At 43.7% G+C, this 13,228-nt stretch carries 15 protein-coding genes; 2 read left to right on the top strand and 13 right to left on the bottom strand.

What is annotated here, in order from left to right; translation table 11 throughout:
• The first annotated feature begins 54 nt into the window (after positions 1–54).
• Both acnD and prpF read left to right on the top strand, forming a co-directional pair.
• Positions 55–2,658 (top strand): Fe/S-dependent 2-methylisocitrate dehydratase AcnD, encoded by a 2,604-nt coding sequence (gene acnD / locus BP27_RS0103035; protein ID WP_027850297.1) that lies wholly within the window; start codon positions 55–57, stop codon positions 2,656–2,658.
• 87 nt (positions 2,659–2,745) lie between these two features.
• Entirely contained in the window at positions 2,746–3,936 is a 1,191-nt protein-coding gene (gene prpF, locus BP27_RS0103030; RefSeq protein WP_027850296.1) for a 2-methylaconitate cis-trans isomerase PrpF, read from the top strand.
• Positions 3,937–4,319: 383 nt separating this feature from the next.
• Here prpF and BP27_RS0103025 read toward each other — a convergent pair whose 3' ends face one another.
• From BP27_RS0103025 to BP27_RS0102965, 13 genes are all read right to left on the bottom strand, one after another.
• On the bottom strand, positions 4,320–4,931 hold the full coding sequence (locus BP27_RS0103025; RefSeq protein ID WP_027850295.1) for an outer membrane beta-barrel protein: 612 nt from the start codon (positions 4,929–4,931) through the stop codon (positions 4,320–4,322).
• A 30-nt stretch (positions 4,932–4,961) separates the two neighbouring features.
• Positions 4,962–5,432, bottom strand: a complete 471-nt coding sequence (locus BP27_RS0103020) for a DUF2846 domain-containing protein (protein WP_036239205.1) — start codon at positions 5,430–5,432, stop codon at positions 4,962–4,964.
• 76 nt (positions 5,433–5,508) lie between these two features.
• Entirely contained in the window at positions 5,509–6,036 is a 528-nt protein-coding gene (gene yjgA, locus BP27_RS0103015; protein WP_051610199.1) for a ribosome biogenesis factor YjgA, read from the bottom strand.
• A complete protein-coding gene (locus BP27_RS0103010; protein ID WP_027850292.1) occupies positions 6,023–6,292 on the bottom strand; it encodes an HPr family phosphocarrier protein in 270 nt (89 codons plus the stop codon). The genes yjgA and BP27_RS0103010 overlap by 14 nt, the downstream gene beginning before the upstream one ends.
• A gap of 20 nt (positions 6,293–6,312) precedes the next feature.
• Positions 6,313–7,185 (bottom strand): RNase adapter RapZ, encoded by an 873-nt coding sequence (rapZ, locus tag BP27_RS0103005; protein WP_027850291.1) that lies wholly within the window; start codon positions 7,183–7,185, stop codon positions 6,313–6,315.
• A 21-nt stretch (positions 7,186–7,206) separates the two neighbouring features.
• Positions 7,207–7,665 carry a PTS IIA-like nitrogen regulatory protein PtsN gene (ptsN, locus tag BP27_RS0103000; protein WP_027850290.1) on the bottom strand — a complete coding sequence of 153 codons (459 nt, stop codon included), beginning with the start codon at positions 7,663–7,665 and terminating at the stop codon, positions 7,207–7,209.
• A gap of 19 nt (positions 7,666–7,684) precedes the next feature.
• Positions 7,685–7,990, bottom strand: a complete 306-nt coding sequence (gene hpf, locus BP27_RS0102995; protein WP_027850289.1) for a ribosome hibernation promoting factor — start codon at positions 7,988–7,990, stop codon at positions 7,685–7,687.
• 124 nt (positions 7,991–8,114) lie between these two features.
• Positions 8,115–9,617: an RNA polymerase factor sigma-54 gene (locus BP27_RS0102990; protein ID WP_342665785.1), complete on the bottom strand. Its 1,503-nt coding sequence runs from the start codon at positions 9,615–9,617 to the stop codon at positions 8,115–8,117.
• A 61-nt stretch (positions 9,618–9,678) separates the two neighbouring features.
• Positions 9,679–10,407, bottom strand: coding sequence for an LPS export ABC transporter ATP-binding protein (gene lptB / locus BP27_RS0102985; protein ID WP_027850287.1), 729 nt, complete (start codon positions 10,405–10,407; stop codon positions 9,679–9,681).
• Positions 10,404–10,940, bottom strand: coding sequence for a lipopolysaccharide transport periplasmic protein LptA (lptA, locus tag BP27_RS0102980; protein ID WP_027850286.1), 537 nt, complete (start codon positions 10,938–10,940; stop codon positions 10,404–10,406). Before lptA ends, lptB begins: the two co-directional genes overlap by 4 nt.
• The gene (gene lptC, locus BP27_RS16645; protein ID WP_051610197.1) at positions 10,937–11,533 is read right to left on the bottom strand and encodes an LPS export ABC transporter periplasmic protein LptC; all 597 of its coding nucleotides are present in this window, start codon (positions 11,531–11,533) and stop codon (positions 10,937–10,939) included. Before lptC ends, lptA begins: the two co-directional genes overlap by 4 nt.
• 7 nt (positions 11,534–11,540) lie before the next feature.
• Positions 11,541–12,092 carry a KdsC family phosphatase gene (locus BP27_RS0102970; RefSeq protein ID WP_027850285.1) on the bottom strand — a complete coding sequence of 184 codons (552 nt, stop codon included), beginning with the start codon at positions 12,090–12,092 and terminating at the stop codon, positions 11,541–11,543.
• 74 nt (positions 12,093–12,166) lie between these two features.
• The gene (locus tag BP27_RS0102965) at positions 12,167–13,138 is read right to left on the bottom strand and encodes a KpsF/GutQ family sugar-phosphate isomerase (protein WP_027850284.1); all 972 of its coding nucleotides are present in this window, start codon (positions 13,136–13,138) and stop codon (positions 12,167–12,169) included.
• Positions 13,139–13,228 lie beyond the last annotated feature (90 nt).

Below are 13,228 nucleotides of genomic sequence, written 5' to 3'. Positions count from 1 at the left end.
GGCTGACTTTCTCATTTTAAGCCATATTTTAAGCTACCTACGAGGGTTAATCAGATGAACAACACTGAATACCGTAAGCCCCTGCCGGGTACTCAGCTTGATTACTTCGACACCCAAGCAGCTGTTGAAGCCATCAAACCAGGTTCCTATGCCACTCTTCCTTATACTTCACGCATCTTAGCTGAGCAGCTAGTACGCCGCTGCGACCCTGAAGATTTAACGGCTTCATTAACTCAGTTAATTGACCGTAAACAAGACTTAGACTTTCCTTGGTACCCAGCACGCGTGGTTTGTCACGATATTCTTGGCCAAACCGCTTTAGTTGACTTGGCCGGTTTGCGTGATGCGATTGCTGAAAAAGGTGGTGATCCAGCTAAAGTAAACCCGGTGGTTCCTACGCAGCTGATTGTTGACCACTCGTTGGCCGTTGAAGCACCCGGTTTTGATCCTGACGCTTTTGAAAAGAACCGTGCGATTGAAGACCGTCGTAATGAAGACCGTTTCCATTTTATTGACTGGACAAAAACGGCTTTTGAAAATGTTGACGTTATTCCAGCGGGTAACGGCATCATGCACCAGATTAACCTAGAAAAAATGTCACCTGTTATTCAGGCGCGTGACGGTGTTGCTTTCCCAGACACTTGTGTTGGTACTGACTCACACACCCCTCACGTTGATGCACTAGGTGTGCTTGCCATAGGTGTGGGTGGTTTAGAAGCAGAAACCGTGATGCTAGGTTTGCCTTCGATGATGCGCCTGCCTGATATTGTTGGTGTAGAGCTAGTGGGCAAGCGTCAGCCTGGCATTACTGCAACCGACATTGTTTTAGCTATTACTGAATTTTTGCGTAAAGAACGTGTAGTGGGTGCTTACTTAGAGTTCTTTGGTGAAGGTGCTGAAAGCCTAACCATTGGTGACCGTGCCACCATTTCTAATATGACTCCTGAATACGGCGCAACAGCGGGTATGTTCTACATTGATGATCAAACCCTTGACTACTTAAAGCTAACCGGTCGTGAACCTGAGCAGGTAGCTTTAGTAGAAAACTACGCTAAAGCCACTGGCTTATGGGCAGACAGCTTGAAAAAAGTTGAATACCCACGTGTATTAAAGTTCGATCTATCCAGTGTGGATCGTACTATGGCTGGTCCTTCTAACCCTCATGCACGAGTTTCTACTAGCGACCTAGCTAGCAAAGGCATTGCAGGTGATTTAACCCTAGCTAAGCAGCAAGAAGCAGAGGGTTTAATGCCTGATGGTGCGGTGATTATTGCAGCAATTACTAGCTGTACTAACACGTCTAACCCACGCAACGTAGTGGCTGCGGGTTTAATTGCCAAAAAAGCTAACGAGCTAGGTTTGGTTCGTAAGCCTTGGGTTAAAACTTCTTTTGCACCCGGCTCTAAAGTAATTGATCTTTACTTAAGAGAAGCCAACCTAATGACCGAATTAGAAAAATTAGGCTTTGGTGTGGTGGGTTATGCCTGTACAACCTGTAATGGTATGTCGGGTGCCTTAGACCCAGTTATTCAACAAGAAATTATTGACCGTGACCTTTACGCTACCGCTGTACTTTCGGGTAACCGTAACTTTGATGGCCGTATTCACCCTTATGCTAAGCAAGCTTTCTTAGCTTCACCACCTCTAGTGGTGGCTTACGCAATTGCGGGTACCATACGTTTTGATATTGAAAAAGATGTACTAGGTACAGATAAAGACGGTAATCCAATTACCTTAAAAGATATCTGGCCTTCTGATGCAGAAATTGATGCGCTAGTTACTTCGAGTGTAAAACCTGAGCAGTTTAATACCATTTACATTCCGATGTTTGATCTAGACAAGGGCGAAGCTGCTGCGAGTCCTTTGTATGACTGGCGTCCTAAGTCTACCTACATTCGTCGTCCACCTTATTGGGAAGGTGCTTTAGCTGGCGAGCGCACCATGAAGGGTATGCGTCCTCTAGCTTTATTGCCTGACAATATCACCACCGACCACTTGTCACCTTCTAATGCCATTTTGATGGATTCAGCAGCGGGTGAATACCTACATAAGATGGGCTTGCCAGAAGAAGATTTTAACTCCTATGCAACCCACCGTGGCGACCACTTAACCGCACAGCGTGCTACTTTTGCTAACCCTAAGCTCATTAACGAAATGGCAGTAGTTGATGGTGAGGTTAAGCAGGGTTCTCTAGCGCGTATAGAGCCTGAAGGCGAAGTGACACGCATGTGGGAAGCCATTGAAACCTACATGGAGCGTAAGCAGCCGCTGATTATTGTGGCAGGCGCTGACTATGGTCAGGGCTCTTCACGCGACTGGGCAGCTAAAGGTGTTCGCTTAGCAGGTGTTGAAGTGATTGCCGCTGAAGGTTTTGAGCGTATTCACCGTACTAACCTTATTGGTATGGGTGTTTTACCTTTGCAGTTTGAAGAAGGTACAACACGCAAAACTTTAGGCCTAGACGGTACTGAAACCTACGATGTTGAAGGTGAATTAAAAGCGCGTGGCATGATGACGCTAGTGATTAACCGTAAAAATGGTGAGCAGGTAAAAGTACCTATGCACTGCCGTTTAGACACAGCGACAGAAGTTGATGTTTATAATGCAGGCGGTGTTTTACAGCGTTTTGCACAAGACTTTTTAGCATCTGAAGCTTAATTGCTAATGAGTTAATGGATGTCGATAAAGGCAGGCTTAGTGCCTGCCTTTTTTATTTCTAAGCCAGTTTTTTATACAAGGTGATTTATGAGCCAAACAGACTTAAGCCAGCCACAAATTAGTGTTGCGGCTACCTATATGCGTGGCGGTACTTCTAAGGGTACTTTTATTAACGAAAAAAACCTGCCAGCTGCAGCCCAGCAGCCGGGTAAAGCACGCGACCAACTGCTGCTTAGAATCACTGGTAGCCCAGACCCTTACGGGCAGCAGATAGATGGTATGGGCGGCGCGACTTCCAGCACCAGTAAAGTGGTTCTGGTAGGGCCGGCTACTAAAGAAGGCCACGATGTAGATTATACTTTTTGCCAAATTGCTATCGACAAAGCTTTTGTTGATTACAGTGGCAACTGCGGTAACTTAACCGCAGCCGTGGGTAGTTTTGCGATAGCCCAAGGTTTAGTTAGTGCCGATAAAGTGCCTGAAAATGGTATTTGCACAGTGAATATTTGGCAAAAAAACATTCAAAAGACCATTGTTGCGCATATACCCATGAAAAATGGCCAGGTACAAGAAATGGGCGACTTCTATTTAGATGGCGTTGCCTTTCCTGCTGCTGAAGTCGTTGTAGAGTTTTTAGACCCAGCTGATGCCAGTGGTTCTATGTTCCCTACGGGTAATTTAGTTGATGACTTGGAAGTACCTGATATTGGCACTTTTAAAGCCACGTTTATAAGTGCGGGTATTCCAACCATGTTTTTAAATGCCAGCGAACTAGGTTATACAGCGACTGAGTTGCAAGGTGACATTAATACTAAGCCAGAAGTATTAGCTTGGTTTGAAAAAATTCGTGCTTACGGTGCTGTTAAAATGGGTTTGATTGCCAGCCCAGAAGAAGCGGCTAATCGCCAGCATACGCCAAAGATCTCTTTTGTAGCTCCAGCTAAGGGTTATACCACTTCAAGCGGTAAACAACTTAAGACTGAAGATATTGACCTGTGTGTAAGGGCTTTGTCTATGGGTAAACTGCACCACGCCATGATGGGTACAGCTTCGGTTGCCATAGCTACAGCAGCTGCTATACCAGGCACCTTAGTAAACCTAGCCGCCGGTGGTGGTGAGCGCAGCAGTGTAACTTTTGGCCATGCTTCAGGTACCTTAAAAGTAGGTGCGGAAGCTAAGCTAGTAGACGGCCAATGGCAAGCCACCAAAGCAGTGATGAGCCGCAGTGCTAGAAGAATTATGCAAGGTGAAGTGCTAGTGCCGGCTGATACCTTTTAGTTTAGAGACTTAAAAGCCTAGCTGCTGTTTTGTTAGGTCGTTGCAAGTACGTCTGACCGCCAAGGATGGCGGAAATGCAGTTTTTGCCATCCTTGGCGGTTATACGAGTAGCTAGGCTTTAAGTTTGAGTACTAGCCTGCGTTGTGTAACACCACTAAGTCAAATTGAACTTCCCCCACTTCGTATAGGCACTCAGCTACTGCATTTAAGTAGTTCTTTTCTTCGTATTTAAGGGCCCGAGGGTGTAGAAAAATATCTTTAACATAGCTAAAACACTATGTAGGAGTTTTAATTTAGCTGTTTACTGGGTATGGATATGAAGAGCAGCTGCCATGTATCTATAGCAAGCTGCATGTTTTAACTAAGTATACTTAGACTGAATTTTAGAAAATAAAAGCAATACCTGCACCAATGGTCAATTGATCATTGCTTAATGAGTAGGTTTCTTTTCTTGGAATGATACCACCAGGAGTCGTGATTTCAACATCTTGCCAAACAAATGTTTGATACTGTAATGATAAGTCAAACTCTATTTTTTTTACTAACTCAATTTTTGTGCCTGCCTTAGCTTGAAATGAAAACCCTTTTTGACTGTCACCTTCTCCTGTTGTACCAACAAGTACAGGAGAATCTTTTAGAGAATACACTCCAAAACCTATTCCCCAATACGGTTTTACTTTTTGTTCTGTATAAACAAAATCTACATCAAAACGAACACCAGTAGCAGTTGGTTTATCACTATAGTCCTTTAAATCTATGGAAATGCTTTCAAAACCAATTGATATTCTATTGTTTTTATGGCTTTTGCTACCTATGTAAGCAGAAAAGCTAGTGTTGTCAGTGTCAGCAGTAAGCATACTAGAGCGGCTTCCATCAAGCTCCATTTCAGCTGATAGGCTCTTTCCAACATTTATACCTACTAGTAGGTCTGCATGGCCAGTCACTGGTAAAATAATTAAAGCTATAATAAAAGGTGATATTAATTTTTTTAACATGATGTTTTCTTCTGTTTTAAGGTGAGGCCATTAATCTAATGGCTTACATATAGCTTTCTTGGCAAGATTTAATTCTGAGACTTCTTTAATGCCATTCTCAGTTGTGTGTTTTTTTAAGTTTGCACCACCAACAAATACACCAATTTTAATATATTGCTCTAAGTAATAGTTTTTTCCAGCTTCAGCATTTATAGTTAAATGGTTTGGTGAGAACTCAGATTCTGTTGATATCTTAATTTCTTTATCTACCTTAACTTCATGATAAAAGAAAACTCCTTTTGCAGTTGGCCCAAGGCACTCATCATTAATCCATATATGTTTCTTGAGAGCCGCACCTACTGGGGAGTCTTTACGAAAAACATAAATACCTGAAGCACCTTCTGGGGGTGGATTAAATTCTTTTGCTTGGGCTGATTCTTCTGGTGAAGCCATTGGCACTGAAGCACAACCTGTAACAAGTAGTGTAAAGATTACTGCTGCAGCAAGGGTTATTTTTTTCATTTTATATCCATGATCCAGCAGCAACTGATGTATCCATGTTTGTTCCACGCTTTTTAAGTTAGTGAGGGAGAGAGTGTTAACTAGGATCTGCGAGCTTTCTCATGTAGCGAAAGAGTTTGCGTGAGCTGGCGGGTGGTTTATCTGCCGCTGCTTCTTTACGTGTATTACGAATAAGCTGGCGTACTAGCTGTACTTCACACTCAGGCCAAAGCTCTACAAATTCAGCTAAGGCTGAATCTTCTGCTATTAATCTATCTCGCCAATACTCTAAGTTTTGAAAGTGTTGGGCGTGGGCGCTTGAGCTAGAGTCATAAATATCCATGGCAGCTTGAATTTTTTGGCTGTCACGGCTGCGCATTAGCTTGCCTATGCGCTGTAAATGGCGTCGCTTAGCTTCATGCGACTTAATGCGTTTATGCTCTTCTAAGGCATCGAGGAGCTCTTCATCTAGGTTAAGCGTGGTTAACTGGGTAGCGGTTAGGTCTAATAATTTTTTGCCTAGCTCTTGCAAGGCTTGCATTTGGCGCTTAAGTTCGCTTTTGCTGGGTGGTAAATCCTGCTCATCTTTTGCATCGTAGTCGTACATGGCTTTAGTCTTCTTCATCAAAGCGGTTAAGTACCAAAGCTTCTAGTGCAGCTATGGCTTGCTGTTCATCTTCACCTTCAGCACGCAGTAATAATTCTGTACCGCAAGGTGCTGCTAGCATGAGTAATTGCATAATATTGCGGGCGTTGGCTATGCGCTCATTCAAACATACTTCTGTTTTGGCTAGGTATTGCTGGCTGGTTTGCACCAAGCGTGTTGCTGCTCTTGCATGAAGGCCACGCTTATTTATTAAGGTAACTTTTTTTTCTTGCATGGGGTTGGTATTCCATCAAGCTAGCTAGTTAGGGGCGATGGGCTTAAATCTCTGTGGCGAATTTGTACATCGGGTTGTTGCTCTTCAAAATGCTTGCCTAGTCGCTCTGCAAGGTAAACTGAGCGATGTTGTCCGCCGGTGCAGCCTAGTGCAACTGTAATGTAGCTGCGATTACTTTCTTTATAGTTGGGTAGCCAGCTTTCTAAAAAATGACTGATATCAGTGAACATTTTTTGAGGTAGGGGTTGAGCAGCAAGAAAGTCGATAACTTCTTGATCTTGACCTGATTTATCTCTTAAAGAAGTATCCCAAAAGGGGTTGGGTAAGCAGCGCAAATCATAAATTAAGTCAGCGTCTAGGGGTACACCATTTTTAAAACCAAAAGATTGAAACAGTAAGGTAGGCGACTGTTGAGGTTTGCGTGCAACTCGCTCTGCTATGGTATTACGCAGCTCATGTGTCGAAAGCCTTGTTGTATCGAGGTTTATCCCAGCTGAACTAGCTAAAGGGATGAGGAGTTGTTCCTCTTGCTCTATGGCTTCGCTTAGAGAGAGTTTGCCATCTCGGGTTAGAGGGTGGCGGCGACGTGTAGCAGAGAAGCGCTCCATCAGTGTTTTGGCGCTGGCGTTGAGATAAACCACTAGAACATCTACGCCGTCAGCAGTGAGCTCTTGCATGATATTGGGGAAGTGATTTAAATCTTGCGAGAGGTTGCGTGCATCTATGCTTACTGCAACCCGACTTAGGTTATTTTGTACGGCTGCTTGTTGGGCTAGTGGAGTCAGTAAACCTGCTGGTAGGTTGTCTATAGCATAGTAACCAAGGTCTTCGAGTGCGTGAAGTGCTGCACTTTTACCTGATCCTGAACGTCCACTAATTATGACAAGTTGCATACAGGCCTCTTTGCTTGCTGGTTAAGCATTGGTTGGTGAGCTAATGAGTTGATACAGCTGCTCAGGCTGGTCAGTTTTACGTAGCTCTTTGCGTAACTCTTCATTTGAAAAGCGTTCGGCAAGTAAGGCTAGGGTTTGTAGATGGGCTTCATTCGCTTCTTCGGGCACTAGAAGTAAGAAAATTAGATCTACGGGTTGTCCATCAATTGCATCAAAGTCAATTTTATCTCTGAGGCGTATAAAGGTACCGACAGCTTCTGTGCACTGGCTACTGCGGCAATGGGGTAGTGCTACGCCATCACCTATGCCTGTACTACCCAAGCGTTCTCTGGCAATGAGCCTAGAAAAAATTTCCTCAGCATCTAGCTGAGGATTTTGTTGGGATATAAATTTACTGAAGTACTCAAGTACACGTTTTTTGCTGCCCCCAGGCACACCAAATAAGGTGCGCTCTAGGGTCAGTATTTCGTTAATCTGCATGTTGGACAGGTGGAACCGTTCAGTGAGTTGCGCCTTGCTGGCGAGCTTGGGTTTTTTCTTTGTGTTTAATCAGTTGGCGCTCTAACTTGTCCATTAGTTGGTCTATAGAGGCATACATGTCTTCGCTTTCTGATGAGGCGTGAACATCACCACCTGCAATTTTTATGTCTGACTCAGCAATTTGACGTAACTTGTCAATGGTTAGAGTAACTTGAATGCTGATAATTTGATCAAAGAAACGTTCTAATTTAGCGAACTTGTTTTCTACAAACTCACGCAATGCGGGTGTTAGTTCAACGTGGTGACCAGTAATATTAATTTGCATGTAGCACTCCTTAGAATTGAGTTATTGCTCTTTCATTGTAACGGTTTTTATCATAAAACAAAGCCCTGATAAGGGCTGAATGCAACAAAATAACACTTGACTTATTTTGCTGGTTGAAAGGTGGTTAGCGAAGGCGCTTTCTTTCACTGGAAGGCGGAATGTTCATTGCTTCACGGTATTTGGCAACAGTACGCCTAGCTATTTGTATGCCATTGTCTGCTAATAGGTTGGCTAGCTTGTTGTCAGAAAGTGGTTTTCTTGGTGGTTCATCTGCTATGAGCTTTTTTAGCATGGCGCGTATGGCTGTTGAGGAGGCTTCGCCCCCTTCACTGGTAGAAACATGGCTAGAGAAAAAGTATTTTAATTCATAGATACCGCGTGGGGTGTGCATATACTTTTGAGTGGTTGCGCGTGACACAGTGGATTCATGCATTTCTATAGCGTCAGCAATGTCTGCTAATACCATAGGCACCATAAACTCATCCCCTTTTTCTAAAAACTCTTGTTGGCGTTCAACAATTTTGCTACCTACTTTAAGCAGGGTTTCACTACGGCTTTGCAGGCTTTTAATTAGCCATTGAGCATCGCGGTGGTGGCCTTTAAGGTAGTCTTTGGTTGCTGTAGAGTCAGCTCTATTTATTAAGTCTGTGTAATTGGCTTGTACACGTAATTTAGGTTGGCTGTCTGGGTTAAGCTCTACTTGCCAGCCACTGGTGGTACGACTAAGCAGTAGGTCGGGAATAATGTAGCTAGAAGTTTCGCTTTCTATGCTGTTACCCGGCCGCGGGTTAAGTTGTTGTATTAGGCTTATCACTTCATGAAGTTCATCTTCATCGCTTAATTTTAGGCGGCGCATTAAAAAGCGGTAGTCTTTTGCTGCTAGAACTTCTAAGTATTGGTCTACTAATTTAATAGCTTGGTTAAGGTAAGGCGTGTCAGCTGCTAGTTGTTCTAGCTGTAAAGCAAGGCATTCTTTTAAATCCCTAGCGCCTATGCCTGGTGGATCAAAGCGTTGAATTAACTTGAGTACGGAATGTACTTCTGCTGTAGTGAGTTCGGCCAGTTGGCTATTTTGCTTTTGTAGACCCTCTGTTATGGAGTCTAAATCATCACGTAGATAGCCTTCGGTATTAATGCTATCTATTAAGGTTTCACCAATTAAATGATCGGTTGAGTTGTGTATATTTAGGTTAAGTTGCCAGAGTAGATGGTCTGCCAGGGTTGTGGCTGCAGTGTCTCGGGCATAGTCTTCGTAATCTTCTGGGCTTGCACCACCGCCAGAACTGGGGCTGTAGTCATGGCTATAAACATCGTCCCATTTGGTATCTACGGCTAGCTCATCGGGTAGGTTTTTTTCTTCCCACTGGTTCATTTCTGTGGGTGTTGCTTCTTGCTGCTCTTCTGCTTTTTTAGCTTCACGTGTGGCTGTATCAAAGGGGTCTGTAGCGACCTGCAGCTCTTCTTGGTGTTCTTCTAGTTCTAGTAATGGGTTGGCTTCTAGGGCTTGTTGAATTTCTTGTTGTAAATCAAGCGTGGAAAGTTGCAGCAAGTAAATAGCCTGCTGTAACTGTGGTGTTATTACTAGATTCTGTGAGACGTTCAGCCCAAGGCTGGGTTTCATAGACATAAGAGTTAAGCCCATTGATGCGATCTAAGGTAGCAATTTTTATGCCAGTATTTAGGAGAGGTTATATCTTAAATTGTTCACCGAGGTAAACCCTTCTAACGTCTGCATTAGCTAAAATTTGCTCTGCATTACCCTGAGCAATGATTGCACCATCGCTAACAATGTAAGCTCTTTCGCAAATTTCTAAGGTTTCACGAACATTGTGGTCGGTAATTAATACGCCGATATTCCTTTTCTGTAACTGACGTATGATTCCCATAATTTCTGCAACTGAAATAGGGTCTACACCTGCAAAGGGTTCATCTAATAAAATAAAATCAGGTTCTGTAGCGAGTGCCCGAGCTATTTCTACTCTGCGCCTTTCACCACCTGAAAGACTCATTCCTTTGCTTTTGCGTATATGTGTTATTGAAAACTCATTTAGTAATTCTTCAAGCAGTGCTGTTCGTTGAGTTTTACTGAGTTCTTTGCGTAGTTCTAAAATAGCCATAAGGTTATTTTCTACACTTAGTTTACGAAAAACCGAAGCTTCTTGTGGTAAGTAACCTAGCCCAGCTCTAGCTCTACCGTGCATGGGTAGTTGGGTAATATCTTTACCATCTAAAAATACACTGCCTGCATCAGATCTAACTAACCCAACAACCATATAAAAAGAAGTGGTTTTGCCTGCTCCATTGGGGCCAAGTAAGCCAACTATCTCACCTTGGTTGATGGTTAGGCTAATATCCTTAACTACCTTGCGGCCTTTATAACTTTTTTGCAAGTTATTGGCTTGTAAGCATTTTGTCATTTTTCTGCTCCTTTAGGAGCGGGCGTTAGAATAACTTCAACTCTTGTGTCACTAGAAGATTTTTGTTCGGCTTGAATGTCTTGGGTTACTAGATTGTAAACTAACTTATGACCAGTAAAGCTGTCTGTGCCCTGAATAAGCCGTGCTTGACCAGTTAAAATAACTAGGTCTTGAGAAGGTAGGTAATCAATCACTTCTCCCCAAGCTTCTACTTCGGGTTTTATTGGGTCTGGCAGGTCACGCATATAGGCTTGGCCTTTAGGTGTATTTGCCACTGCCTGTTTTAATTCGCCAGTGGTCGTGCGTAGTATTTTTAAATTCGCTGCTTCTATAACGAGCTCACCTTGATGCACTTCAACGTCACCTTGGTAGGTGGCTTGTTGCTGTTGGTTATTCCATTGCATGCTTTGTGCTTTAACTTGCAGGGGCAGCTCTCTATCTTCGGGTAGCGCTTTAGCTTCTGTCACAATAAAGACTAGGGTGAACAATATAAAAGTGCTTAGCTTATTAGGCCGATAAGCTGTTGTGGTCATAGTTCAGTACCTTGGTTGGCTGGTGCAGGTAGGTAGCTGCCTTGGGTTTTTTGAAGAATTTCTGCTAGCCCTGTGTCTAGGTTGAGCTGAAACCCTTTTCCGGTAGTTTTTCCACTAGGGCTTATAAAGCTAACAGGATCTTCTGTGTGAGCAAAGTTGGTTTGATTGTCTACCCATAAGCGGTCTGTAAAAAACTCGGGTAGGTAGGCTGAATCTGGGTTGAGTGGCGTGATAATGACCTTGTCTTCAAGGTAAATATCATTTTTATTTAGGTTTTCAGCCCGCTCTGCAACCACACGCCATACTTGCCCATCTTCGCTGTAATGATACATAAGCGGGCTGTCGAACTGAGTTAGGTCTTTTTCAGGGTAGTGGGTCGCTTCAACAGAGTTAAGAATTTGCAAACGTTTACCTTCAGCATCAAAACGGGTTAGGCGTGCGTTTTCAATGTAATAGTCTGGCTCGCCATGCTGCTGAGGTAAGCTGGCTCTGGGTGGCTTTAGGCTTAAGTCTTGAATGCCGACCACTAAAATACCTAGTGCAATAAGTGCCAGTAAAGCACCTATTTTTCCTAGTGATGGAAAACTACGCATGGGCTAGTTAATGAGCGCGCAGATTGTAGAGGTAGTGATCTATACAGGCTTGCCAAGTTCCTTGAGCCTGCATTATTAAATCAGTGATTTCTCTCACTGCACCCTTGCCACCTTCACGCTGAGTGGTGTAATCACTGTATTGTTGAATATAGCTGGGAGCATTGGCAACGCTGGCGCCAAAGCCAGCTTTACGGATGGCAGCTAGGTCGGGTAGGTCGTCACCACAGTAACCGACTTGAGACCAGTCTAAGTTAAGCTCGTTAACTATTTCACTTAAGGCGGTAATTTTGTCTTCGCGCCCTAGAAGAGTGTGCTCTATGCTTAAAGCTTCTGCGCGTAGGCTAACAACTTTGGATACCCGTCCAGTTATTATGGCCATTTTTACACCACTGGCTTGAAGTAGCTTAATGCCTTGGCCATCTTGGGTGTTAAATGCTTTGCTTTCTTGTCCGCCATTGGCATGAAAAAATAAGCTGCCATCGGTGAGTACACCGTCTACATCTAAAACCATTAAGCGAATGGGGCGAAGTTTGTCTAATAAATTCTCTGTGATATCCATGGTGGCTCATTTACAAGGGGTATAAAAATAACTGCTTATGACTTGGGCGGTTACTATAGCAGATAAGTTCAAAATTAAATCACCCCAGCTTTAAGTAAGTCATGCATGTTTAAAGCACCAACCAGGCGTTGGTTTTTGTCCATAACAGGTAGGGCGCTAATTTTGTTTTCCTCCATTAATAAAACGGCTTCAGCAGCTAGTAAGTCTGCCTGAATAGATTTGCTACTTTTTGTCATAACGTCGGCCACTTGTATATCACGCAAATCCAAGTTTTTATCTAGGGTGCGGCGTAAGTCGCCATCTGTATAAACACCTAGCAGATTTTGCTGTTCGTCGACTACGCAGGTAAAACCTAAACCCTTTTGGGTCATTTCTAGCAGGGCTTCTCTTAGGCTGGCGGTCACTAATATTTTAGGTAGCGCTTCCTCTGTATGCATAATATCGCTTACACGTAAAAGGAGTTTACGACCTAAGCTGCCGCCCGGGTGGGAAAGAGCAAAGTCATCTGGCCCAAACCCTCTAGCTTCTAGTAGTGCTATTGCTAGGGCGTCACCTAGTACAAGCGCTGCTGTTGTACTTGAAGTGGGTGCAAGGTTAAGTGGGCAGGCTTCTCGGCTGATAGAGGCGTTAAGGTGTATATTAGCTTCTTGTGCTAGGGTAGAATGCGGCGCTCCGGTTAGTCCAATAATGGGGATGCCTAAGCGTTTTAAGAGTGGTAGTAAAGAGGTGACTTCATGGGTTTCGCCTGAGTTAGATAAGGCTAAAACCAGATCACTGCGGGTAACCATACCTAAGTCACCATGGCTAGCTTCGCCTGGATGCATAAAAAATGCGGGTGTTCCTGTGCTGGCGAGGGTGGCGGCAATTTTATGACCGATATGGCCTGATTTACCCATGCCGCTAACAATAATGCGCCCTTTGCAGGCTAAGATAAGTTCGCAGGCTGCAATAAAGTTTTGATCTAAATTGAATAAAACTTCTTGTAGGGCTTCTATTTCTAAGTTGAGTGTACGACGGGCTGAAGCAAGGTAATCGGTAGTGGTCATAACTAACTGGGTATCCCTGAGTGTTTTACTGGTGAGCAATTATTGGTGAGCAAGAGTAGCTAGCTTTAGCATTATAGCTTTTTTGACGCT

The sequence above is a fragment of the Marinospirillum insulare DSM 21763 genome, assembly GCF_000686905.1.
GTDB lineage: Bacteria > Pseudomonadota > Gammaproteobacteria > Pseudomonadales > Halomonadaceae > Marinospirillum > Marinospirillum insulare.
Note: the sequence above shows the minus strand (reverse complement) of the source record. Positions and strands in the feature narration are given on the sequence as shown.

Excerpts from the sequence above, each read along its gene's own strand:
- BP27_RS0102965 (WP_027850284.1), bottom strand. The coding sequence starts at position 13,138 with ATGACCACTACCGATTACCTTGCTTCAGCCCGTCGTACACTCAACTTA.
- rapZ (WP_027850291.1), bottom strand. The coding sequence starts at position 7,185 with ATGCAACTTGTCATAATTAGTGGACGTTCAGGATCAGGTAAAAGTGCA.
- lptB (WP_027850287.1), bottom strand. The coding sequence starts at position 10,407 with ATGACAAAATGCTTACAAGCCAATAACTTGCAAAAAAGTTATAAAGGC.
- BP27_RS0103010 (WP_027850292.1), bottom strand. The coding sequence starts at position 6,292 with ATGCAAGAAAAAAAAGTTACCTTAATAAATAAGCGTGGCCTTCATGCA.
- acnD (WP_027850297.1), top strand. The coding sequence starts at position 55 with ATGAACAACACTGAATACCGTAAGCCCCTGCCGGGTACTCAGCTTGAT.
- lptC (WP_051610197.1), bottom strand. The coding sequence starts at position 11,533 with ATGCGTAGTTTTCCATCACTAGGAAAAATAGGTGCTTTACTGGCACTT.
- BP27_RS0103025 (WP_027850295.1), bottom strand. The coding sequence starts at position 4,931 with ATGTTAAAAAAATTAATATCACCTTTTATTATAGCTTTAATTATTTTA.
- lptA (WP_027850286.1), bottom strand. The coding sequence starts at position 10,940 with ATGACCACAACAGCTTATCGGCCTAATAAGCTAAGCACTTTTATATTG.
- BP27_RS0102970 (WP_027850285.1), bottom strand. The coding sequence starts at position 12,092 with ATGGATATCACAGAGAATTTATTAGACAAACTTCGCCCCATTCGCTTA.
- ptsN (WP_027850290.1), bottom strand. The coding sequence starts at position 7,665 with ATGCAGATTAACGAAATACTGACCCTAGAGCGCACCTTATTTGGTGTG.
- hpf (WP_027850289.1), bottom strand. The coding sequence starts at position 7,990 with ATGCAAATTAATATTACTGGTCACCACGTTGAACTAACACCCGCATTG.
- prpF (WP_027850296.1), top strand. The coding sequence starts at position 2,746 with ATGAGCCAAACAGACTTAAGCCAGCCACAAATTAGTGTTGCGGCTACC.
- BP27_RS0103020 (WP_036239205.1), bottom strand. The coding sequence starts at position 5,432 with ATGAAAAAAATAACCCTTGCTGCAGCAGTAATCTTTACACTACTTGTT.
- yjgA (WP_051610199.1), bottom strand. The coding sequence starts at position 6,036 with ATGAAGAAGACTAAAGCCATGTACGACTACGATGCAAAAGATGAGCAG.
- BP27_RS0102990 (WP_342665785.1), bottom strand. The coding sequence starts at position 9,617 with ATGTCTATGAAACCCAGCCTTGGGCTGAACGTCTCACAGAATCTAGTA.